Origin of the sequence: Variovorax sp. J22G73, from assembly GCF_030317035.1 — a bacterium.
Taxonomy (GTDB): domain Bacteria; phylum Pseudomonadota; class Gammaproteobacteria; order Burkholderiales; family Burkholderiaceae_C; genus Variovorax.
Window position 1 is genome coordinate 1 of record NZ_JASZYK010000026.1, and the last position, 24,294, is coordinate 24,294.

Consider the following 24,294-nt stretch of genomic DNA (forward strand, 5'->3'; position numbering starts at 1 on the left):
GCTGCTGGCGGTCATCAAGTTCCGTGGCAACAAGCTGTACCACGAGCACATCTACTGGGACCAGGCCAGCGTGCTGGTGCAGGTCGGGTTGCTCGACCCCAAGCTGCTGCCGGTAGCGGGCATCGAGACCGCGCGCAAGCTGCTGGACGAGACGCTGCCTTCGAACACGCTGCTGAAGTAGCGTGCACCGCGCGGCGGCCGGGACCGAGCCGCCGCGCTGCAAGCGAGCAGGTCGCTTACACGGTCATGTTCTGCTCGACGTCCATCGCCTTGCGGCGCGCCAGTGCCAGGTTCGACTTGGCCTTGTCAAGCACCAGGTACACGAACAGGCCTTCCTTCTTCTGCATCGGCCGGATGATGTGGTACTGCCTGCCGAGCGTGATGAGGATGTCCTCGATGACGTCGTTCAGCCCCAGGTCGCGCATGGTGCGCAGCTTGGCGCGCACCACCTCGGTGTTGCCGGCGGCCGCCACCTCGAGGTCCACGCCCGACCCGATCTGGCCCAGGATCATGCCGCTGCTCGAGTCGACCAGCGCGGCGCACAGGGCGCCGTCGCAGGTCATCAGGTCGTCCATGGATTGCTTGATATTTGCCATCGAAATCTTTCGTAGTCCCTCGCCCCTGGAAGTCGGCAGCCACCCGGGCGAAGAGTGGCGGCTGCCGGTGTCGAACCGATGCCGTTCGGCCAGCCGCCCCAGGCCTTCAGGCCTGCTGCAGCGACAGCGTGGCCTGCTTCGCGAAGTAGAGGACCTGGCCGATGATGGCTTCCTTGCTGGCCACCACGCTCACGATCAGCGTCACCTCGGGGTGGCGCGCCTGCAGCATCAGGATGTGGCCGTGCGTGGCCTCGATGCTCACGTTGTCGCAGTGACCCAGGTCGCTTTCCTCGCCGGCCACGGCGCCCAGTGCGGCGAGCGAGCTGGCGATGGCGGAGAGCCGCGAGACCTGCGCGGTGTTCTCGACGCGCGCGGCCAGCTCCAGGCCGTCTTCGGTCGAGATGACCACCGCCTTCACGCCCTTGATCTCGCGCATGAGCGTGTCGATGGCGGATTCGGCCGCGAGCTTGATGTGAGGAGAAATGTTCATGGCTGCCGGAAATGGAAAAAGAGGGATTCGGGCGCGGCGCTGACGGCGTTCATGCCTCGAGCTGCAGCAGCAGCAGCTCCAGCAGCTGCACGACCTGCCGGGGGTCCGTCACGTTGGCCGCGAGCACCGGGCACAGCACGCCCTTGGCCTGCATGCGGCGGGCGTAGGCGTCGATGTCGGGCTGCGGGTGCGCCTCCATGCGCCCGACCGCCACCACGCAGGCGGTCTGCGCGATGAGCTCGGCGAAGCCGTCGAGGTAGATGTCCAGGTCGGCCAGCGGGTCGGGGCGGCTGTTGTCGATCAGCACCACCAGGCCCAGCGCGCCGCGCGCCAGGATGCGCCACATGAAGTCGAAGCGCATCTGCCCGGGCGTGCCGTACAGGCGCAGCTTTTCGCCGTTATCGAGCGTGAGTTCGCCGTAGTCCAGGCCCACGGTGGTGGTGGCCTTGGCGACCGAGGCGTCGCTGTTGCGGACGTCGGTGCTCACGGGCGGGATCTCGCTGACGGCACCGATGGCAGTGGTCTTGCCGGCACCCATGGTGCCGGTGAAGAGGATCTTGTGTTCGACGGTCATTTGTGCGCGGTCGCCAGCAGACCGAGCCGGCTGCGGATGCGGGCCAGGAGGCCGGGTTGCACGGGGTCGCGCGCCGGCGCGGAGGGGGCAGGCTCGGGCTGCGATCCGTCAGGGGATTGCGCGAGTGCGGCAGTGTGTGTCGCCGCCTGCGCGGCGTCGGCCACGTTCTCGATCAGGCCGCTGCGGCGCAGGTCGGCGATGAAGTCCAGGCATTCCTGCGCGCCCATGCCCGAGCGCTGGCGCAGCACGCCCAGCGAGGTCGGCCGGCCGGTCATCAGCGTGGCCAGGCGGATGCGGTGCGGCGCCTCGAGCAGGGCGGCCGGGGGCCAGCGCAGCAAACGAAATTCCGCATCGTCGGCCAGCACCGCTTCCGCCGCGGCCAGGCCCAGCCCGCGCGCATGGACGACCATGGCGCCCAGCCGGTTGAGCGTCTGCTCCAGCGCGTCCGCGTGCAGTGGCAGCGTCAGGAAGTGGCCGCCGCGCTGCGGATCGACCTGGCCGACGGCCAGCACCGGCACCGGCGGGGCGGGGTTTTCGCTGCCGGGCGACAGCGCCTCGCCAACGACGCGCAGGTCCGCCCGGTCGATCTTCCAGGCCCAGTGCTGGTGGGTGCGGTGGTCAAGCAGGCGAACCAGCGACTTGAACAGCAGCTCTTCGCGCGGCGGCAGCCCCTCGACGCTGAAGCTCAACAAGGCGCGCTGGCCTTTGACGGCGGAGTGCGCGGCGTTGCTCATGCCTGGAGCAGGTGCGGAACCGTGCGCAGCCGTTCAGGGCGCAACAGCCGTTGTGATTGCCGTTGTGATTGCAACTGGGGGCTCCGGGGCTGGGGTGTCGACATGGACTTGCGCGGGGCGCCGCTCGAGGTGAATACTGCGCAGTTATTTCTGTTTGTAACGACAAAAATATAACATCTGTTGCAAATAAAAACACAAGATTACAGGCAATTTTCCGGGGCCATCGAGCGCGGTCGCGGCGGCCGTTTCGCCAACGCCTTCACTTCGCGTAGGCCGACGCCCAAAGCCCGAAAAGCACTGTTTCGGCGGAATTAGCATGGAGCGCATCTGCCGAGGAAGGCAGACAAGGGCCGAGATTTCCTCGTCGATCCATGTTTTTTCCAAAGGATTCCGTCATGAAAAGCATGAACCTCCGCACGTTTGCGCTCTCTTCCGCCATGGTGGCTTGCAGCCTCGCCTTCGTGGGTTGCACCACGACGCGGCCGCAGGACCAGTCCAGCAGCGTGTCTTCCCGCGCATCGATCGACGCCCAGACCGATGCCGCTTTGTCCAAGCTGTACGACTCCGTGAAGGGATCGCGCGAGCTGGTGGCGCGCTCCAGCGGCGTGCTGGTGTTTCCGGCGGTAGTGGGGGGTAGCCTGGGCGTGGGCGCCGAATATGGCCGCGGTGCGCTGCGCGTGAACGGCCGCACCCAGTCCTACTACAGCACCACCGCGGGCTCGGTGGGCTTCCAGGCCGGCGCGCAGTCGAAGGCGGTTGTCTACCTGTTCACCACCCAGGCTGCGCTGGACAAGTTCCGCAACAGCAAGGGCTGGACGGCCGGCGCCGACGCCACGGTGGCGCTGGCCACCATCGGTGCCAACGGCAGCATCGACACCAACACCCTGCGCCAGCCGGTGGTGGGTTTCGTCATGACCAACGTGGGGCTGGAGGCGGGTGTGTCGCTGTCTGGCGCGAAGATCAGCGAAATCCAGCTTTGATGGTTCAGTGGCCGAGTTGCGCGCGCAGCTCGGCCACTTGCTTGCGCAGCGATTCGTTCTCGGCCGTGAGTTCGACCACGCGCCGCTGCAGCGCCTGCACCGATTCAGGCGCATCCTGAACCGCATCGGCGCCTTCCTGCGCCGATTCTTCACGCGGCTTCTTCTTCGAATCGCGCACCCGCTTGGCGGCCTGCTTCAGCTCGTCCTTGCCGGCGTTCGCGGCCGTCACTTGTTCTTCGGCGGGCAGCGTGGCCACGGCGGCGGCGGTGTTGATCGAGATCACACCCGACTTCACAGCCGCCACCAGCTCGGGCGCCGCCTGCTTCTGGATCTTCTCGATCATGCCGACCTGGCTGCTGCTCAGGCGCGCGGCGCGGGCGATCGCTTCGCGGCTGCTCAGCGGTGCTTGCGGGGGCAGGGTGGGGGCAGCGTCGTCGGCGGGCTGATCGACATCGAACGGCGGGTCGTTGGGGTCGGTGGGCGTCACCACCGTCTCGGCCGCGGTGCGCGAGCGCTGCTGGTCGACGATGTCCTTCTTGCGCAGCGCGAGCACACCGCGCAGGAAGTCGGAGATGCTGCGGCGGCCCAGGTGCTGGTCGATCATCCACAGGTGCACGTCGTCGATCGACTTGAAGCGCGTGTTCTGCACCGTCTGGAAGGGCAGGCCGTGCTTCTGGCAGATGCCGTAGCGGTTGTGGCCGTCGACCAGCACATCGCCCCACAGCACCAGCGCGTCCCGGCAGCCCTCGGCCAGGATGCTGCGCTCCAGCGATTCGTATTCCTCCGGCGTCAAGGGATCGATATAGGCTTTGAGTTCTTCGTTGACGACGATGTTCATGGGGAGGCGGGGCGCGCAGCAGGCAAAGGGGCGAGATTTTAGAGGGGTGCGGCGAGCGGGCGACGCCGGGCCGGTCGGGTGTCTCCGTTTGGGCCGGCCAAACGTCTATAGGGGTAGGGAGACATTGCTAATTCGATGTGTCATTCCTTTGTCAAATAGTAATGATTCTTATTTAATTTAAGCGACCCGAGCACCGAAACCGCGCGGGTCCCCATCCCTTTCAGCGTGCCTCGCGCGCGCCGTTTCCACATTCGACGCCCGATCCCCTCATCTGGAGTTGTTCAAAGATGCTGTCACTTTCGTCCGAGTCATCGCTGGGAGATGTCTTCGTCGCCAACCGCGCGCAGTTGCTGCACGTGGCCCGCAGGATCGTGCGCACCACCGACCTGGCCGACGATGTCGTGCAGGACGCCTACCTGCGCATTGCCGACGGCGCGTGCGACCGCAAGGTCGACAAGCCCATGGGCTACTGCTGCCAGGTGGTGCGCAACCTGGCGCTCGACCACTGCCGCCGCCAGTCGCTGGAGGCCACCTACCGCACCTTCGACGTCGACATCGAAACCCTGGACGTGCCCGGACCGCCGTCGCCGGACCGTCTGCTGCGCGACCGTCAGGTCGTCGGGCTCATCGACCAGGTGCTATCGCAGCTTCCGGCACGAACGCGCGTGGCCTTCCAGCTCTACCGGCTCGAAGGCCTCACGCAGCGCGACATCGCCGCCCAGCTCGGCTGCGCGCTCGGCCTGGTCAACCGCCTGATCGCCGAGGCCGACGAGGCCATCGGCGCCATGCACCACCTGCTGGAGGACTGACGCGAATTCCCCGCCCGACGCGGGGCCGGTCTTGGAGCGACCCGTGGGTGTAAGGTAAAAACCGTACACGCATGGCACAAGAACAACCCGGGCAGCACGACCAAGACGATCCCACCTGGCGCACCGCCTGGGCATGGGTGCGCCGCGAGCGCGACCGCGAAGACTTCGATGAAGCCGCGCGCGCCGACATGGTGGCGTGGCTGCTTGCCGACCCCGCCCATCGCAAGGCCTACGACAAGGCCGCGCGCCTGTTGCTGCTCGCGGGCCTGGTGCCGGCGCGCATCGACGTCGATGCCTGGAAGAAAAGCGGAAAGCTCCCGGGCGACCCCGGCAACCCTGGCGACTGCGCCTGAGCGTCGCGCGCCGCCGGCGGCGCACAGCGAATCGATGAACAGATTCGCGTCCCGAGCGTCATGTTGATCAGAAGCGCAGCAAAGCGCTTCACCCGATCAACCGCACAAGGACGCTCCATGTCTACCAGCTGCTTCGACCGCGAAGACGAAACCTTCATCGTCCTGGTCAACCACGAAGACCAATACTCCATCTGGCCCCACTGGAAGGCCGTGCCCAGCGGCTGGAAGGCCGTGGACGGCGTCAAGGGCGACAAGAAGACCGCGCTCGACTACGTGGAGAAGAACTGGACCGACATGCGCCCCAAGTCGCTGCGCGACTGGATGGCGGCGCAGGAGGTCGCATCCGCCACGCCCGCCGCACCCGCCGCAACCACCGCCGTGCACTGATGCCCGTGCCGGCGAGCGTCTCGCTGCTGTGCCTGCCGTGCGCGGGCGCCAGTGCGTCCATGTACCTGCGCTGGCGGCGCCTGCTGCCGCGCTGGATCGAGGTCGTGCCCGTCGAGCTGCCGGGCCGCGGCGCGCGCATGGGCGAGCCCTTCGTCGAGAACTTCGATGCGCAGGTCGAGCGCATCTGCGTCGAGCAGGCGCGCGCCATGCAGGGCGCCTTCGTGCTCTTCGGCCACAGCATGGGCGCCTTGCTGGCCTACGGGGTCACCCAGCGGCTGCGCATGCTGGGCCGGCCGCTGCCGCGCGCGCTGTTCGCCTCGGGCAGCTCGGCGCCGTCGCAACGCGACCCCGGCCGGCTGCCCGACACGCGTGACGACGCCGCGCTCACCGCCGACCTGCGCAAGCAGGGCGGCACGCCCGAAGAAGTGTTCGCCAGCGCCGAGCTCATGCGCATCACCCTCGACACGCTGGGCGCCGACTACCGCGTGTGCAACAGCTTCACGTACACGGCCGATGCCTCATCGCCGTTGCCGATGCCCTTGCACGTCTTCGCCGGCCGCCAGGACGACATCGACGCGCCGCGCATCGAGGCCTGGTCCGCACATGCGGCCGGCGCGTTCACGCTCGACTGGTTCGACGGCGGCCACTTCTTCCTGCGACAGCACGAGGCGGCGTTTCTCGACGCCGTCACGCGGCGCCTGACCCAGGTGCAAGCCGCGGCCGCGGCTGGAGGGCGGCATGCGCCTCATGCCCTGGCATGACGCCTTGCCAAGCGGCATGGAAGTGCATCGCCTGGATTTCGACCTGACGCGCGATGCCCCCGACGCATGGGCCGTGCTGACGTCGGCCGAGCGCGAGCGCGCCTGCCGCTTCGCGCAGCGCGCCGACCGCGTGCGCTTCGCCGCCACGCGCGCCGCCGCCCGCCGCTTGCTGGCGCGCCGCATCGGCTGCGCCGCCGCCGAGGTGCCGCTCTCGCCCGGCGTGCACGGCAAGCCCTTCGTCGATGCGGCCGGCGACATGCCGCTGTTCAACGTGTCGCATTCGGGCGACCACGCGCTCATCGTCATCGCCGACGCGCGCGAGGTGGCCGAGGTGGGCATCGACATCGAGCACTGCCGAGACGACGTGGACACCGAGGCCATTCTCGACATGGCCTTCACCGCCCGGGAGTCGCGCGAGGTGCGCACCGCGCAAGACCCGCTGCGCGCGCTGTACCTGCGCTGGGTCGGCAAGGAAGCGCTGTTGAAGGCCGTGGGCGTGGGCGTGCCCGAGCACCTGCTGTGTGTGGGCATTCATCCGCAGGCAGGCGGCGCGCTCGCCGTTGCGTCGAGCGTGGCCGCGTGGGCGGGCTTCAACGCCATGGCCTTGCCCGCGCCCGACGGCTACGCCGCCGCGTTGGCGTGGCGCGCCAGGGCTTCCGAATGAGCGAATGCCGACGGCCCGACGCCGTTCGCGCCCTTGGCTTTTTTTCTATGGACATGGAGTGAGCGAGATGGCACGCACGCCGACAGCGACAACACCGAACGAAGGGCACCCGGCGTCCCCCGACTTCGTGGCGCACCTGCAGGCCCTGGCGCGGGCGCGGCCCGACGAGGTCTGGCTCACAGTGGCGGGCGAAGCCGACGGCGCCTACGTCGAGAGGCAGCTGACGTATGCCGCATTCTCTGCCCGCGTGCGCGCGTTGGCGGCACGGCTCCAGCAGCAGTTCGCCAAGGGCGAGCGCGCGCTCGTCATGCTCGACAACGACGAGCACTACGCCGTGAGCATGCTCGCGTGCTTCCATGCCGGCGTGATCGCGGTGCCCGTGTTTCCGCCCGAATCCATGCGGCCCCAGCACCTGGCGCGCCTGACCGGCATCGCGCAGGATTCGCAAGCCCGCTGCGTGCTCACCTCCGCGTCGATGCTTGCGGCGATGGCCGACGCATCCGCGTCGTTCGCGCAGGCGTCCCTGGTGGCCGTCGACACGGTGGACACCGCGCTCGCCGCGTCGTGGGCGCCGTTCTCGCCCGCCGCCGACGACCCCGCCTTCCTGCAATACACCTCGGGCTCGACCTCCGCGCCCAAGGGCGTGATCGTCACGCACGGCAACCTCATGGCCAACGAGCGCGCCATTCGCGACGGCATGGGCATCGGGCCCGGCGACAAGTTCGTTTCGTGGGCGCCGCTGTACCACGACATGGGCCTGATTGGCGGACTGCTGCAGCCGCTGTACAGCGGCATTCCGCTGGTGCTCGCATCGCCGCGCTACTTTCTCGAGAGCCCGGTGCGCTGGCTGGAGCTCATCTCGCGCCACCGCGCCACGCTCAGCGGCGGCCCCGACTTCGCCTACCGCCTGTGCCTGGACCGTGTGAAGGGCGCGCGGCTGGCGGGGCTCGACCTGTCGTCGTGGCGCGTGGCCTACACCGGCGCCGAGCCTGTGCGCGCGGACACCGAGGCCGAGTTCATCGAGCGTTTCGCACCCGCGGGTTTCGACCCCGGCGCCGTGTACCCCTGCTACGGCCTGGCCGAGGCCACGCTGTTCGTCACTGGCGGACGTCGCGGCGGCGGCTTGGTCGCACCCACTTTCTCCACCGATGCACTGGCCAAGGGCCAGGGCGTGGAAAGCATGCAGGGAGTGCAGCTCGTGGGCTGCGGCGCAGTGCCGGCCGACCACATGGTGCGCATCGCCGATCCCGCCTCGCTCGCGGCGCTGGACGACGGCAGCGTCGGCGAAATCTGGGCCAGCGGCCCGAGCATCTGCGCCGGCTACTGGAACAAGCCTGAAGAAACGCAGCAGACCTTCGCCGCGCACGAGGGCCGCCGCTGGCTGCGCACCGGCGACCTGGGCTTCCAGCACGCGGGGCAGCTCTACGTCACGGGGCGCATCAAGGACCTGATCATCGTGCGCGGCCACAACCTCTATCCGCAGGACATCGAGCGCACGGTCGAGGCCGAGGTCGAGGCCGTGCGCAAGGGCCGCGTGGCCGCCTTCTCGGTGACGGGCTTGCAGGGCGAGGGCATCGGCGTGGCGGCCGAGGTGTCGCGCAGCATGCAGAAGCTGGTGCCGCCGCACGTGCTCGTCGACGCGCTGGGCGCCGCGGTGAGCGAGGTGTTCGGCGAGGCGCCCAGTGCCATCGTGCTGCTGAACCCGGGCGCGCTGCCCAAGACCTCCAGCGGCAAGCTGCAGCGCCAGGCCTGCCGGGCCGGCCTGGCCGCTCGCACCTTGGATGCCTATGCGATCTACGAGCACGGCGGCTTCACGCTCGGCGGCAGCGCGTCGGCCGCGGTTGAAACGCCGGTGCTCGACGAAGTCGCGCAATCGGTCGCCGGCATCTGGAAGGAAGTGCTCAAGTGGCCCGAGTCGCGCGCGCTGCCGCACGACGCGCACTTCTTCACCTCGGGCGGCAACTCGCTGGCCGGTGTTCAAGCGTGCGCGCGCATCGCCCGGCACTGGCGCATCGCATTCGACCTGCGCGACCTGTTCGAGCAGCCCCGACTCGCCGCGTGCGCCGACATCGTGCGCAGCCGCAAGAACGACGCGCACCAGGCATCTTCTTTCGCGCCCGCCTTGGCACCCGCCTTCGCACCGATAGAGCCGCTGTCGGCCGAACGCCGCCTGCAGCCCTTGCCGCTGTCGCACGCGCAGGCACGCCAGTGGTTCCTGTGGAAGCTCGCACAGCACAGCACCGCGTACCACGTGAGCGGCGCGCTGCGACTGTCGGGCGTGCTCGACGCCGCCGCGATGCATGCCGCCTTCGAAGACCTGGCAGCGCGCCATGAGTCGCTGCGCACCGTGTTCCTGGCCGGCGCCGACGGCACGGCCGAGCAGCTCATCAGCCCGACGTGGGCGCCGTTGCTGGAGCGCATCGACCTGCGCCACCTTCCGGCGGAAGAGCGCGAACAGCGCGCCGCCGATGAAGTGCAACGCCGCCACGCCACGCCCTTCGACCTTACGCAGGGGCCGCTCCTGCGCGCGGCGCTGCTGCGCCTGTCGGACACCGTGCATTTGCTGGTGGTGGTGATGCACCACATCGTGTCGGACAGCGCGTCGATGCAGCTGTTGCTCGACGAACTCGCCACCGGCTACGCCGCGCGGCTGCGCGGCGATGCGCAGCGCCAGACGGGCGCGCGCATCCAGTACGTCGACCACGCCGCCTGGCAGCGCGCCTGGCTGGCCGGCGGCGAGGCCGAGCGGCAGCTGGCCTGGTGGCGCACCCAGCTCGGCGAAGACCACCCCGTGCTCGCGCTCGCGACCGACCGCCCACGCACCGCACACACGGCGCGCATCGCCCGCCCTGCGGCACGGCACAGCGTCGAAGTGCCCGCGGCCCTGCTGAACAGCTTGCGCCGCGCGGCCGCGAACGAAGGCGCGACGCTCTTCATGGTGCTGCTCGCCGGCTTCCAGGCGCTGCTGCACCGCTACTCGGGGCAGGAAGACATTCGCGTCGGCGCACCGGTGGCGAACCGCGGCCGCGTCGAGGCCGAGAGCATCGTCGGCTTCTTCGTCAACACGCTGGTGCTGCGCAACCGGGTCGACGCGCGCATGCGCCTGTCGGAGCTTGTGAAGCAGGCCAGGGAAACCGTGCTCGGCGCGCAGACGCACCAGGACCTGCCTTTCGAGCAACTGGTCGAGGCCCTGCAGCCGCAGCGCAGCCTGGGCCAGAGCCCGTTGTTCCAGGTGATGTTCAACCACCTGGTCGAGGACTACAGCGCGCTGGCCCGACTGCCGGGGCTCGAGGTGGCGCACCACGCATTGCCTGACGGCGAGGCGCAGTTCGAACTGGTGCTGGAAGCGCGCGAGACGCCCGACGGGCGGCTGACCGTGGGGCTGGTCTACGCGGCGGAGCTGTTCGACCGGGAGACGGTCGAGCGGATGGCTGGGCACTACTTGGCGGTGCTGGGGGCGCTGGCTGTCGAGCCTGAGATGGCTGTCGGGGATGTGGCTCTGATCGGGGCTGAGGAGCGCGCGCAGCTTGCGGCGTGGAGCGAGAACACGCGTCGCCACGAGGGCGCGCAGCCGGTGCATCGGCAGATCGAGGCGCATGCGCAGTTGAAGCCTTCGTCACCCGCGCTGGTGTTCGGTGATGAGGCACTGACGTATTCGCAGCTCAATGCACAGGCAAACCGCTTGGCACATCGACTGATCGGCCTGGGCGTGGGTCCTGATGTTCTGGTCGGCATCTGCGTGGAACGCTCCACCGAAATGATGGTGGGCATCCTTGCGGTGCTGAAGGCAGGCGGCGCCTACGTGCCACTGGACCCTGAATACCCCGCAGACCGCCTTTCATACATGGTCGAGGACAGCGGCATCTCACTGCTGCTGACCCAGAGCCATCTGCGCTCCTTGATTCACGGAGTCGAAGCACTCCAGGTGCTGGAACTCGACACGCTCGATACGTCTTCCGAATCGAACTCCGACCCGCAAGTGGCCTTGCACGGCGAACACCTCGCCTATGTCATCTACACCTCGGGTTCCACCGGTCGCCCCAAGGGCGCAGCCATCCGCCATCAAGCATTGTTCAGCTGCATGGCCTGGATGCAGGAGTTCTACAAGCTGGAAGGCGCCGACACGGTCCTGCATAAGGCTCCGTTCGGCTTCGACGTGTCGGTATGGGAAATGTTCTGGCCCCTGACTTCAGGCGCAAGGCTGGTCATCGCCAACCCAGGCGATCACCGCGACCCGGTGCGGCTGGTCGAACTGATCCAGAAGCACCAGATCACGACACTGAACTTCGTTCCCTCGATGCTTCAGGCCTTCCTCGCCTATGAAGGCATCGAGGCGACAACGAAGCTGAAACACATCATCTGCGGTGGAGAGGCCATGCCGGCGGCCACGCAGAAAGAGGCTTTGCAACGGTTGAGCGGTGCCACCTTGCAGAACCTGTACGGCCCCACAGAAACGACGATCCACGTCACCCAGTGGACTTGCAGGGACGACGGCAGCACGCAAGTACCCATCGGCAGGCCGATCAGCGAGACGCAGGCGTACGTGCTGGACGCGAGCCTGAACGAAGTACCGGCCGGCGTCGCTGGAGAGCTGTACCTGGGCGGCGTCAACCTTGCACGCGGCTACCTGAAGCGGGCAGGCCTTACTGCTGAGCGGTTTGTGGCGGCCAATGATGGACAGCGCCTGTACAGAACGGGCGACCTGGTCCGCTGGAACAACGAGGGCCAGCTGGAGTACCTGGGGCGAATCGACCACCAGGTGAAGGTGCGGGGCTTCCGTATCGAACTGGGCGAAATAGAAGCGCAACTTCAAGCCCAGCCTGAAGTGCGAGAAGCGGTCGTCGTAGCGAACGAAGCAAGGCTCGTCGGTTACGTCTCGGGCAACAACATCGACACGGCAACGCTGAGGGAGCGACTGGGCGAAGCGCTGCCCGACTACATGGTCCCCAGCGTCCTCATGGTCCTCGACGCACTCCCGCTGAACGCCAACGGCAAGGTAGACCGCAAGGCGCTCCCCGCACCGGAGTTCACCAGCGACAAGCCCTACGAAGCCCCCCAAGGCCACATCGCCGAAACCGTGGCCGCCATCTGGTCTGAGGTCTTGCAGCTCGACAAGGTCGGCCTGCACGACAACTTCTTCGACCTCGGCGGCCATTCGCTGCTCGTGGTCCGGGTGCACCGCCTGCTCGAAGACAGGCTGCGCACCACCGTGCCGCTGGTGCAGCTCTTCAAGTACCCCACGGTCGGCGCGCTCGCCCAGTGGCTGGCGCGCGGTGCCGCCGCCACGGCCGCATCGAGTGCCGCATCGACCGCGGCCGGCGACGACCGCGCGCTGCGCCAGCGCGCCGCCTTGCTTCAACGCCGCAAAGCCGCGGAAAGAGTCAACTGATGCACACCCTCGACGCACCCACCGAAACCGCCGAAACCGCAGCCGCCACCACCGGCATCGAGATCGCCATCGTCGGCATGGCCGGCCGCTTTCCCGGCGCCGACGACGTGGACGCGCTGTGGCGCAACGTGCGCGACGGCGTGGAGTCCGTGGCCAGCTTCACCGACGCGCAACTGCGCGCGCAGGGCGTGTCGCAGGCGTTGCTCGACGACCCCGCCTACGTCAAGGCCGGCACCCAGTTCAAGGGCTTCGACCAGTTCGATGCCGGCTTCTTCGGCTACTCGCCGCGCGAGGCCGAGTACCTCGATCCGCAGCAGCGCATCTTCCTGGAGTGCGCGTGGGCCGCGCTGGAGCACGCGGGCTGCGACGCGCACCGCTGGCCAGGCAAGGTCGGCGTGTACGCGGGCGAGGGGCCCAACCTGTACCTCATGCGCCACCTGCTGCCCGTCTTCGGCCTGGGCGACGGGCGCGGCATTGCCGACCTGCTGGGCCTCATGAGCGGCAACTCCGGCGGTTCGCTGTGCACGCGCGTGGCCTACAAGCTGAACCTGCGCGGCCCGGCCGTCACGGTGCAGACGGCTTGCTCCACCTCGCTCGCCGCGGTGCACACCGCCTGCCAGGCGCTGCTGGGCTACGACTGCGACATGGCGCTGGCCGGCGGCGTGTGGCTCAACCTGCTGCAAGACGGCGGCTACCTGTACCAGCAGGGCGCCATCCTCTCGCCCGACGGCCACTGCCGCGCCTTCGACGAGCAGGCCGCGGGCACCGTCATCGGCAGCGGCGCGGGCCTGGTGGTGCTCAAGCGACTGGACGACGCGCTGCGCGACGGCGACACCATCCACGCCGTCATCAAGGGCTCAGCCGCCAACAACGACGGCGCCGACAAGGTCGGCTTCACCGCGCCCAGCGTCAACGGCCAGGCCGAGGTGATTCGCGCGGCCCAGCTGATCGCGGGCGTGGAGGCCGAGTCCATCGGCTACATCGAGGCGCACGGCACGGGCACGGTGCTGGGCGACCCCATCGAGCTGGCCGCGCTCACGCAGGCCTTCCAGGCCGGCACCGGGCGCACGGGCTACTGCGCCGTCGGCTCGGTGAAGACCAACATCGGCCACCTCGACGCGGCCGCCGGCGTCACCGGGCTCATCAAGACCGTGATGGCGCTGAAGCACCGCACGCTGCCGGCCAGCCTGCATTTCGAGCGGCCGAACCCGCAGATCGATTTCGTGGCGAGCCCTTTCTACGTGAATGCGACGACCCAGCCCTGGCCTGCGGGCGCCACGCCGCGCCGGGCCGGCGTCAGCTCGTTCGGCATCGGCGGCACCAACGTGCACGTGGTGCTCGAAGAAGCGCCCGCGGCGCTGCCCGCTAAGCAGGCGCCCGGCTGGCAGGTGCTGCCGCTGTCGGCGCAGAACGCCGCGGCGCTGCAGAAGGCCGGCCGCCAACTGGGCCAGCACCTAGAGGCATCGACCGAACAGCCGCTGGCCGACATCGCGCACACGCTGCAAAGCGGACGGCGCCCGATGCCGCTGCGCGCCGCCATCGTCGCCGACAGCCATGCGATGGCCGCGCAGGCGCTGTGCGCGCCCGAAGGCGGCTTCGAGCAGGTGCTGCGCGCGCCCGCCACCGCGCCCGAAGTCGCCTTCCTGTTCCCCGGCGGCGGCACGCAGCACGCGAACATGGGCGCCGCGCTGTACGGCGACGACCCGGTGTTCCGCGACGAGGTGGACCGTTGCTGCGCGTTGCTGAACGACACCGTGGGCATGGACCTGCGCCAGCTGATCTACCCCGCGGCCGGCGCCGAAGCCGCGGCGGACCAGAAGCTCTCGTGCATCGAATACACGCAGCCCGCGCTCTTCGTCGTCGAATACGCGATGGCCCGCGCGTGGATGGCGCGCGGCGTGCAGCCCGCCGTCATGCTGGGCCACAGCCTCGGCGAATACGTGGCCGCCTGCCTGGCCGGCGTGTTCAGCCTGGAAGACGCGCTGCGCATCGTCACCGCGCGCGGTCGCCTCATGCAGTCGATGCCCGCCGGTGCCATGACGGCCATCGCGCTGACCGAGGCCGAGCTCGCGCCGTTCCGTGCCGCCGGTTGCGACATCGCCGCCATCAACGGCGAGCAGCTGTGCGTGCTGGCGGGGGAGCTGCAGGCCATCGAGGCGGCCGAGCAGCAGCTGTTCGCGCGGGGCCTCATGCCGCGCCGGCTGCACGTGGCCATCGCGTCGCACTCGGCGCTGACGGAATCGATCGTCGCCGAGCTGCAGCAGGTGGTGGCCTCGGTGGCGCGCCATGCGCCGCGCATCGCGTTCATTTCCAACGTCACGGGCTTGCCGATCACGCCCGAGCAGGCGGTCGACCCGGTGTACTGGGGCCTTCACCTGCGCAGCACGGTGCGCTTCGCCGACGGGCTGTCTGCGCTGCTGGCCACGGCCGGGCGCGTGCTGCTCGAGGTCGGCCCCGGCGAAACGCTGGCCGGGCTCGCGCGCCAGCATCCCTTGGCTGCATCGGCTGCGGGCATCTGGGCGAGCCAGGCGCATCCGCAGCAGCAGGCGCGCAACGCACGGCAACTGGCCAGCGTGACCGGCGCGCTCTGGTGTGCCGGTGTGGACATCGACTGGGCCGCCTGCCGCGCCGGCCAGCCGCGCCGGCAGGTGCCGCTGCCGAGCTACCCGTTCCAGCGCCAGTCTTACTGGGTGGAGGCAGGCAGCTTCGAGCGCGCGACGCCTTCCGCCGAGGACGCGGCTGGCAATGCCTTCTACGTGCCGACCTGGACGCGCACCGAGCCGCTGCGCGTGCAGCACAGCGCGCCGCCCGCAGGCACCTGCACGCTGGTTTTCGGTGAAACGCGCGGCCTCACGGATCGGCTGATTTCTCGGTTGCACCAGGGCGCCGACGCGCATCCCGTGGTGTGGGTGGAGCAGGGCCCGGCCTTCGTCGAGATCAGCCCGCGCCACTACGCCGTGCGCCCCGGCCAGCGCGCCGACCATGCGCAGGTGCTGCGCAAGGTGCAGGCCGAGCTGGGCCCCGTCTCCAGGGTCTTTCACCTGTGGGGCGTGGACGACGAACTGGCGCCGCCTTCGCAATCCGCCGACCTGCTGGAGCGTGGCTTCTTCAGCCTGCTGGCCCTGGCGCAGGCGCTGGACAGCACCGCGGCCGCGGCTGGCAGCGAGCGCGCGCTGGCGCTGCAGGTCGTCACCAACCAGATGGAAGACGTCTCGGGGCTGGAACCCCTGTACCCCGAGAAAGCCACGCTGTTCAGCCTGGCCAAGGTGATCGGGCAGGAGTACCCGTACATCGACTGCCGCGTCGTCGACGTGGTGCTGCCCGCGGCCGGCAGCGAGGCCGAGGCGTGGCTGGTGAAGCAGCTGTCGGCCGACCCGCTGCCGCGCGGCACCGATCCGCTGGTGGCCTACCGCGGCCCCCACCGCTGGGTGAAGGCCTACGAGCCGCTGGCGCTGCCGCCGCAGGGCGCGGCGCCGCACCAGCGCTTTCGCAAACACGGCGTGTACCTGGTCACCGGTGGCCTCGGCGGCGTGGGCCTGTCGGTGGCGCGCCACCTGGCGCAGGCATGGCAGGCCAGGCTGGTGCTGCTCGGTCGCACGCCGCTGCCCGAGCGCGGCATGTGGGACGCCTTGGCCGCATCGCCCGAGCAACCCGCCGCCTTGCGCCAGAAGCTGCTGCAGCTGATCGAGCTCGAAGCGCTGGGCGGCGAAGTGCTCGCGCTTTCCGCGGACGTGACCGACGCCGCGCAGATGCAGGCCGCGGCTGCGCAGGCGCGCGCGCGCTTCGGCGCCATCCACGGCGTGATCCACGCGGCCGGCCATGCCAGCAGCGGCATGATCGGCCCGCGCACGCGCGCCCTGGTCGATGCCGTGTTCGCGCCTAAGCTGCGCGGCACGCAAGCCTTGCTCGCGGCCGTGCGCGACGATGCACTCGATTTCGTGCTCTTGTGTTCGTCCATCTCCAGCATGGCCGGCGGCCTGGGCAAGAGCGACTACGCCGCGGCCAACGCCTACCTGGACGCACTGGCCGCGCAGGCGCAGCGCAGCGCGGGCCACCCCGTCATCTCGGTCAACTGGGACGCCTGGCGCGACCTGGGCATGGCCGCGGGCATGGTGCTGCCCGAGGGCGTGGGCATGGACGGCCCCGAGGGCGCGCTGGCGCTGGAGCGCATCGTCAACGGCCCCGCGCATGCGCAGGTGCTGATCTCGACCACCGACCTCGCGCAGCGCCTGGGCGAACTCGACAGCGGCATGCTGGAACTGATCGAGAACGGCCCGCTGGCCCACGCCGCGCGCACGCCCCATGGCGGGCGCCGTAACCACCCGCGCCCGGCACTCGACACGCCTTACGCCGCCCCCGAAGGCGAGCTCGAAACCGGCCTGGCCGGCGTGTGGCAAGACATGCTGGGCATTGCCGCCGTCGGCGTGAACGACAACCTGTTCGAGCTCGGCGGCGACTCGCTGCTGGCCATCCAGATCCTGGCGCGCGTGCGCAAGGCCTACGAGATCGAACTGCACCCGGCCGCGTTCTTCAAGGCACCCACCATCGCCGACCTGGCCTTGCTGGTCGAGACGCGGCTGATCGAAGAAATAGAGAACGCGGAGAACGACGACCCCGCCGATCTTGCCGACCCCATCGACGCCGCACCGGCTCGCCTGTCCGCCACCGTCTGAAGACCCCCATGCCCGACACCCAGGATATTTCCGCCCGCCGCGCCAACCTCAGCACGGAGCAACGCGCCCGCCTGCAACAGCGGCTGCGTGGCGCCAGCACCGGCGCGCGCCAGGCCGAGAGCGCCATTCCCCCGCGCCCCGCCAGCACCGACCGGAACCGCGCGCCGCTGTCTTTCGCGCAGCGCCGCCAATGGTTCCTGTGGAAGCTGGACCCGGCGCGCACTGCCTACCACCTGAGCGGTGGCCTGGTGCTGACCGGCCCGCTCGACACGGTTGCCTTGCATGCGAGCCTGCAGGCGCTGGTGGACCGCCACGAGTCGCTGCGCACCGTCTTCAGTGAAGAAGGTGATGAAAGCGACGGCGGTGCGCAGCAAGTCATCCAGCAGGGCGTGACGGTCGCGCTTCCCTGCATCGACCTGAGCGCGCTCAACGCCGCCGAGCGCGAGCAGGCGGCGCGCGACGAGGTGCTGCGCATTCGCACCGAGCCCTTCGACCTCACGCGCGGCCCGCTGATGCGCGCCGTGCTGCTGAAGACCGGCGAGCAGGCGCACCAGCTGCTGGTGGTGATGCACCACATCGTGTCCGACGGATGGTCCGTGCAGCTCTCGCTCGACGAGCTCGCCGCGCAGTACGCCGCGCGCGCGCAGGGCCGGGCGCCGGCACTGGCCGCGCTGCCGGTGCAGTATGCCGACTACGCCGCGTGGCAGCACCAGTGGCTGGACGGCGGCGAGGGCGAACGCCAGCTCGCCTGGTGGCGCGACCACCTGGGCACCGAGCAGCCCGTGATCTCGCTGCACACCGACCGTCCTCGCAATGCCGACGGCCGCTACGGTTCGGCGCGCGTCACCGTCGCCTTGCCCGCCGACACCGTCGCACGCTTGCGCCAGCGCGCCCAGGGGCAGGGTGCCACGCTGTTCATGGCCTTGCTCGCGGGTTTCAACGCGCTGCTGTTCCGCCACACCGGCCAGGCCGATGCGCGCGTGGGCGTGCCCATTGCCAACCGCAACCGCGCGGAAACGGCGGGCGTCGTCGGCTTCTTCGTCAACACGCAGGTGCTGCGTTCGCAGATGGGGCCGCGCACCACGCTGGCCGAGTTGCTGGCGCAGACACGTGACACCGCCATCGGCGCGCAGACCCACCAGGACCTGCCGTTCGAGCAGCTCGTCGGCGCGCTGCGCCCCGAGCGCAGCCTGAGCGCGAACCCGCTGTTCCAGGTGATGTTCAACCACGTGCGCCGCGACCACCGCTCGCTGGCCGAGTGGCCGGGCGTGACCGTCGAGCGGCTGGACTTCGAGGAAGAAGACGCGCAGTTCGAGCTGACGCTGCAGACGCTGGAGTTCGAGGACGGGCGGGTGGAGGCGACCTTCCTGTATGCGGCGGAGCTGTTCGACAGGGAGACGGTCGAGCGGATGGCTGGGCATTACCTGGCGGTGCTGGGGGCGCTGGCTGTCGAGCCTGAGATGGCTGTCGGGGATGTCGAGCTGCTTGGGACTGACGAGCGCGCGCAACTTGCGGCGTGGAGCGAGAACACGCGTCGTCACGAAGGTGCGCAGCCTGTGCATCGGCAGATCGAAGCGCATGCGAGATTGAAGCCTTCGGCACCCGCGCTGGTGTTCGGTGAGGAGGCGCTGAGTTACTCGGAACTCAATGAACGCGCGAACCGCTTGGCACATCGATTGATCGGCCTGGGCGTGGGTCCTGATGTTCTGGTCGGCATCTGCGTGGAGCGCTCCACCGAAATGATGGTGGGCATCCTGGCGGTGCTCAAGGCCGGCGGCGCCTACGTTCCCCTGGACCCCGAGTACCCCGCAGATCGCCTTTCATACATGGTCGCGGACAGCGGCATCTCGCTGCTGCTGACCCAGAGCCACCTGCGCTCCCTGATTCCCGGTGTCGAAGCACTTCAGGTGCTGGAACTCGATACGCTAGATACATCCTCCGGATCGAGCTCTGACCCGCAAGTGGCCTTGCACGGCGAACACCTCGCTTACGTCATCTATACCTCGGGCTCCACCGGTCGCCCCAAGGGCGCGGCCATCCGCCACCAAGCATTGTTCAGCTGCATGGCCTGGATGCAGGAGTTCTACAAGCTGGAAGGCGCAGACACAGTCCTGCACAAGGCTCCGTTCGGCTTCGATGTGTCCGTATGGGAAATGTTCTGGCCCCTGACTTCAGGCGCAAGGCTGGTCATCGCCAACCCCGGAGACCACCGCGACCCGGTGCGGCTGGTCGAACTGATCCAGAAACACCAGATCACGACACTGAACTTCGTGCCGTCGATGCTCCAGGCCTTCCTGGCCTACGAAGGCATCGAGGCAACGACCAAGCTGAAACACATCATCTGCGGTGGAGAGGCCATGCCGGCGGCCACGCAGAAGGAGGCTTTGCAACGGCTGAGCGGTGCCACCTTGCAGAACCTGTACGGCCCCACAGAAACGACGATCCACGTCACCCAGTGGACTTGCCGGGACGACGGCAGCACGCAGGTACCCATCGGCAGGCCGATCAGCGAGACGCAGGCGTACGTACTGGACGCGAGCCTCAATGAAGTGCCGGCCGGCGTCGCTGGAGAGCTGTATTTAGGCGGCGTCAACCTTGCACGCGGCTACCTGAAGCGGGCGGGCCTTACTGCTGAGCGGTTTGTAGCGGCCAATGATGGACAACGCCTGTACAGAACAGGCGACCTGGTCCGATGGAACAACGAGGGCCAGCTGGAGTACCTGGGCCGCATCGACCACCAGGTGAAGGTGCGGGGCTTCCGCATCGAACTGGGCGAAATAGAAGCGCAACTTCAAGCCCAGCCTGAAGTGCGAGAAGCGGTCGTCGTAGCGAACGAAGCAAGGCTCGTCGGTTACGTCTCGGGCAACAACATCGACACGGCAGCACTGAGAGAGCGCCTGGGCGAAGCGCTGCCCGACTACATGGTTCCCAGCGTCCTCATGGTCCTCGACGCACTCCCACTGAACGCCAACGGCAAGGTAGACCGCAAGGCGCTGCCCGCACCGGAGTTCACCAGCGACAAGGCATACGAAGCCCCAGAAGGCGAAGTCGAGCAAGCGCTTGCAGCCATCTGGTCCGAAGTCCTGAACGTGCCCCGCGTAGGCCGCACCGACAACTTCTTCGAACTCGGCGGCGACTCCATCCTCAGCCTCAAGGTCACCGCGCGCGCGGCGCGCGCTGGCGTGCACCTCACGCCTCGCCAGATGTTCGAGCACCAGAACGTGGCGCGCATCGCGCATGCGCTGCAGGCCGGCCGGCCCGCCGACACGCAGGCGATCGCGCCGCTGAGCGCAGCGCGGCGCGCGGGAAAGCTCGCGCTGTCGCATGCGCAGATGCGCCAGTGGTTCCTGTGGCAGCTCGATCCGTCGAGCACCGCGTACCACATCAGCGGCGCGCTGAAGCTCGCGGGCCAGCTCGACGCGCAGGCCGTGCGCGCAAGCTTCGACGCGCTGGTGCAGCGCCACGAGTCGCTGCGCACCGTGTTCCGCGCCGACGCGCAAGGCCGGGCCGAGCAGGTCGTGCAACAGGTCGGCGCGCTCGACATGACAACGCTCGACCTGGCCGCATGGGGCATCGAGGCCGAGCGCGAAACGCGCAGCCGCGAAGAGGCGCTGCGCCTGAGCCACACGCCGTTCGACCTGGGCGCGGGCCCGCTGCTGCGCGTCGGCCTCATTCGCCTCGCACCCGACGAACACCTGCTGGTGGTGGTGATGCACCACATCGTGTCGGACGGCTGGTCGATGCAGGTGCTCGTCGACGAGTTCGTGACGCAGTACCGCGCGCGCGCTCAAGACAACCAAGCCGACCAAGCCACGGCAGCGGCGTCGCTGCCGCCGCTGCCGATCCAGTACGCCGACTACGCCGCATGGCAACGCGACTGGCTCGAGGCCGGCGAACGCGAACGCCAGCTGGCGTACTGGACCGGGCACCTCGGCACCAGCCAACCCGTGCTGCAACTGCCCACCGACCACGCCCGCAAGCCCGATGGTCGGTACAGCGCCGTGCGACATGGCTTCGAGTTGCCGCGCGACCTGGTGCAGCGCCTGCAAAGGCGCCTGCTGGGCCAGGGCGCGACGCTGTTCGTGGGCCTGCTCGCCGGCTTCCAGGTGCTGCTGAGCCGCTACACCGGCGAGCCCGACATCCGCCTGGGTGTACCCGTGGCCAACCGCCACCGCGCCGAGACCGATGGCGTTATCGGCTTTTTCGTCAACACGCAGGTGCTGCGCAACGTGCTCGACGAGCGGGAGAGCCTGGCGCACGTGCTGTCCCGCGCGAAAGAAGCGGCCCTGGGCGCGCAGGCGCACCAGGACCTGCCGTTCGAACAACTGGTGGAGGCGCTGCAGCCTGAGCGCAGCCTGGGCACGAGCCCGCTGTTCCAGGTGATGTTCAACCACCAGCGTGGCGATTTGAAGGCGCTGCAGAAGCTGCCCGGCATCACGCTGACCGAGTGCGACCTGGGCGCGCAGGCGGCGCAGTTCGAGCTGACGCTGGAGACCAGCGAGAGCGATGACGGGCGGGTGCGGGCGAGCTTCAGCTATGCGCAGGAGCTGTTTGCGCCGAGCACCATCGAGCGGATGGCGGGGCACTACCTGGCGGTGCTGCACGCACTGGCCGACCGGCCACAGCAGGCGGTGGGCGATGTGGCGATGCTTGGGGTGTCCGAGCGGGAAGCGCTGCAGGCGTGGAGCGAGAACTCGCAGCGCTTCGGCGACTCGGAACCTGTGCATCGGCTGATCGAGCGCCAGGCGCGGGCTCGTCCCGACTCGGTGGCGCTGGTCTTTGGTGATCAGACCCTGAGCTACGGCGAACTCAACGCACGTGCCAACCGGGTTGCACATCGCCTGGTCGCCCTGGGCGTGGGCCCCGAGGTTCTGGTCGGCATCGCGGTGGAGCGCTCCATCGAGATGGTGGTGGGCATCCTGGCGATCGTGAAGGCCGGCGGCGCCTACGTACCGCTGGACCCCGAGTACCCGGCAGACCGCCTGGCCTACATGGTCCAGGACAGCGGCATCACCATGCTGCTGACCCAGAGCCACCTGCGTTCGCTGGTGGACGTTGCCGGGCTGTCCCAGGTGCTCGACCTGGACACGCTGGACACCTCGGCCGAGTCCGACACCGATCCGCGGGTCGATCTGCACGGCGACAACCTCGCCTATGTCATCTACACCTCGGGTTCGACCGGACGCCCCAAGGGCGCAGCCAACCGCCACCGCTCGCTGTTCAACCGGCTGGCGTGGATGCAGGAGGCCTACCAGCTCGGTGAAGCAGACACGGTGCTGCAGAAGACCCCGTTCAGCTTCGACGTGTCGGTGTGGGAGTTCTTCTGGCCATTGATGCAGGGCGCCAGGCTGGTCGTCGCCAACCCGGGCGATCACCGTGACCCGGCAAGGCTGGTGGAGTTGATCCGCCATCATCAGGTAGACACCCTGCACTTCGTGCCCTCGATGCTTCAGGCCTTCCTGGCTTACGAGGGAGCCAAGGCGTGCACGAGCCTCAAGCGCATCGTGTGCAGTGGTGAGGCTTTGCCGGCGGAAGCCCGGGACAAGGTGTTCGCTCGGCTGCCGCAGGCCAGGCTCTACAACCTCTACGGCCCGACAGAAGCCGCCATCGACGTGACGCACTGGACGTGCCGCGACGACGGCAGCACGCAAGTACCCATCGGCAGGCCGATCAGCGAGACGCAGGCGTACGTGCTGGACGCGAGCCTGAACGAAGTACCTGCCGGCGTCGCTGGAGAGCTGTATTTAGGCGGCGTCAACCTTGCGCGCGGCTACCTGAAGCGGGCGGGCCTTACTGCTGAGCGGTTTGTAGCGGCCAACGATGGACAACGTCTGTACCGCACGGGCGATCTGGTCCGATGGAACAACGAGGGCCAGCTGGAGTACCTGGGGCGAATCGACCACCAGGTGAAGGTGCGAGGCTTCCGCATCGAGCTGGGCGAAATCGAAGCCCAACTCCAGGCCCAGCCGGAAGTTAGAGAAGCAGTCGTCGTAGCAAACGAAGGCCCGGCGGGTGCAAGACTGGTGGGTTACGTCTCGGGCACCAACATTGACACGGCAGCCCTGAGAGAACGCCTCGGCGAAGCGCTGCCCGACTACATGGTCCCCAGCGTCCTCATGGTCGTCGACGCACTTCCGCTGAACGCCAACGGCAAGGTAGACCGCAAGGCGTTGCCTTCGCCGGAGTTCACCAGCGACAAAGCGTACGAAGCACCAGAAGGCGAAGTCGAGCAGGCGCTTGCAACGATCTGGGCTGAAGTCCTGAACGTGCCCCGCGTAGGCCGCACCGACAACTTCTTCGAACTCGGCGGTCACTCATTGCTGGCGCTTCGTCTTCTGGAAAGCGTTCGCGCGAAGGGCTGGACCGTTCAGGTGCGAACGCTGTTCCAGCACCCGCAACTCGAAGCCTTCGCCCAAGCTCTGATGCAGGAGCAGGGTCGCGTCGAAGTGGTCGTGCCGCCGAACGGAATCCCAGACGGTTGCGAAGCCATCGATCCCGGTATGCTGCCATTGATCGATCTCGACGCTGCTCAGATCGCGCGCATCGAATCCGCGGTCCCCGGGGGCGCCTCGAACATCCAGGACATCTACCCGCTGGCCCCATTGCAAGAGGGCATGCTGTTCCATCACCTGCTGCAGACCGAAGGCGATGCTTACATCACCTCGCATTCGCTGAGCTTCGACAGCAAGGAACGGCTGGAGCGATTCATCGACAGCTTCAATCAGGTCATCTCCCGCCACGACATCCTGCGCACTGCCGTGCTGTGGGAAGGCTTGAAAGAGCCGGTGCAGGTGGTGCATCGCCGTGCAGAGCTGATGTTGCAGTGGGTGGACGAAGACCCGGCCAACGCAGAGACCGCGGCCGACCGCCTGGAAGCCAAGGTCAATCCGTCGCACTACCGCATCGACGTGCAACAGGCGCCAATGATTCATGCTGTCGCGGCCCACGACCCGGTGCAGGGACGCTGGTTGCTGCAGCTGCCCAGCCACCACATGGTGCTGGACCACACGACGTTGGACTTTTTAATTGAAGAGATCTCGCTGATC

14 protein-coding genes and 1 pseudogene are annotated in these 24,294 nt (G+C 68.4%); 10 read left to right on the plus strand and 5 right to left on the minus strand.

All coding sequences use genetic code 11. The features are described from left to right. Positions 1-181 (plus strand): annotated as a pseudogene (locus tag QTI51_RS38640) (dienelactone hydrolase family protein); the annotation flags it as partial. Positions 182-236: 55 nt separating this feature from the next. Here QTI51_RS38640 and QTI51_RS38645 read toward each other — a convergent pair. From QTI51_RS38645 to QTI51_RS38660, 4 genes are all read right to left on the minus strand, one after another. Then, the gene (locus QTI51_RS38645; RefSeq protein WP_116914456.1) at positions 237-596 is read right to left on the minus strand and encodes a hypothetical protein; all 360 of its coding nucleotides are present in this window, start codon (positions 594-596) and stop codon (positions 237-239) included. A gap of 106 nt (positions 597-702) precedes the next feature. Beyond that, positions 703-1,086: a roadblock/LC7 domain-containing protein gene (locus tag QTI51_RS38650; RefSeq protein WP_116914457.1), complete on the minus strand. Its 384-nt coding sequence runs from the start codon at positions 1,084-1,086 to the stop codon at positions 703-705. Between the two features lie 49 nt (positions 1,087-1,135). Next, positions 1,136-1,660 carry a GTP-binding protein gene (locus tag QTI51_RS38655; RefSeq protein WP_116914458.1) on the minus strand — a complete coding sequence of 175 codons (525 nt, stop codon included), beginning with the start codon at positions 1,658-1,660 and terminating at the stop codon, positions 1,136-1,138. Further along, on the minus strand, positions 1,657-2,394 hold the full coding sequence (locus QTI51_RS38660) for a hypothetical protein (protein ID WP_286518417.1): 738 nt from the start codon (positions 2,392-2,394) through the stop codon (positions 1,657-1,659). Before QTI51_RS38660 ends, QTI51_RS38655 begins: the two co-directional genes overlap by 4 nt. A 395-nt stretch (positions 2,395-2,789) precedes the next feature. On the opposite strand from QTI51_RS38660, the gene QTI51_RS38665 reads away from it, so the two are divergent. Continuing rightward, positions 2,790-3,374, plus strand: a complete 585-nt coding sequence (locus tag QTI51_RS38665) for a BPSL1445 family SYLF domain-containing lipoprotein (protein ID WP_116914459.1) — start codon at positions 2,790-2,792, stop codon at positions 3,372-3,374. A gap of 4 nt (positions 3,375-3,378) precedes the next feature. Here the strand turns inward: QTI51_RS38665 and QTI51_RS38670 are convergent, their stop codons facing one another. Then, on the minus strand, positions 3,379-4,212 hold the full coding sequence (locus tag QTI51_RS38670) for a plasmid replication/partition related protein (RefSeq protein WP_286518414.1): 834 nt from the start codon (positions 4,210-4,212) through the stop codon (positions 3,379-3,381). A 287-nt stretch (positions 4,213-4,499) separates the two neighbouring features. Here QTI51_RS38670 and QTI51_RS38675 point away from each other — a divergent pair, with 287 nt between their 5' ends. The 8 genes from QTI51_RS38675 to QTI51_RS38710 all read left to right on the plus strand — a co-directional run. Then, complete coding sequence (locus QTI51_RS38675) at positions 4,500-5,021, plus strand: sigma-70 family RNA polymerase sigma factor (RefSeq protein ID WP_116914461.1); 522 nt, start codon at positions 4,500-4,502, stop codon at positions 5,019-5,021. A 71-nt stretch (positions 5,022-5,092) separates the two neighbouring features. Beyond that, positions 5,093-5,374: a DUF4880 domain-containing protein gene (locus QTI51_RS38680; RefSeq protein ID WP_116914462.1), complete on the plus strand. Its 282-nt coding sequence runs from the start codon at positions 5,093-5,095 to the stop codon at positions 5,372-5,374. Between the two features lie 117 nt (positions 5,375-5,491). Continuing rightward, the gene (locus tag QTI51_RS38685; RefSeq protein WP_116914463.1) at positions 5,492-5,761 is read left to right on the plus strand and encodes an MbtH family protein; all 270 of its coding nucleotides are present in this window, start codon (positions 5,492-5,494) and stop codon (positions 5,759-5,761) included. Next, the gene (locus QTI51_RS38690) at positions 5,761-6,522 is read left to right on the plus strand and encodes a thioesterase II family protein (protein WP_503011593.1); all 762 of its coding nucleotides are present in this window, start codon (positions 5,761-5,763) and stop codon (positions 6,520-6,522) included. Before QTI51_RS38685 ends, QTI51_RS38690 begins: the two co-directional genes overlap by 1 nt. Then, complete coding sequence (locus tag QTI51_RS38695) at positions 6,500-7,186, plus strand: 4'-phosphopantetheinyl transferase family protein (RefSeq protein ID WP_116914464.1); 687 nt, start codon at positions 6,500-6,502, stop codon at positions 7,184-7,186. The genes QTI51_RS38690 and QTI51_RS38695 overlap by 23 nt, the downstream gene beginning before the upstream one ends. Before the next feature lie 67 nt (positions 7,187-7,253). Further along, positions 7,254-12,575: a non-ribosomal peptide synthetase gene (locus QTI51_RS38700; protein WP_116914465.1), complete on the plus strand. Its 5,322-nt coding sequence runs from the start codon at positions 7,254-7,256 to the stop codon at positions 12,573-12,575. Further along, positions 12,575-17,248, plus strand: coding sequence for a type I polyketide synthase (locus tag QTI51_RS38705; RefSeq protein ID WP_116914466.1), 4,674 nt, complete (start codon positions 12,575-12,577; stop codon positions 17,246-17,248). The genes QTI51_RS38700 and QTI51_RS38705 overlap by 1 nt, the downstream gene beginning before the upstream one ends. Positions 17,249-17,256: 8 nt before the next feature. Next, positions 17,257-24,294 (plus strand): non-ribosomal peptide synthetase (locus QTI51_RS38710; protein ID WP_286518408.1); only part of this gene is annotated, 7,038 nt, incomplete at its 3' end.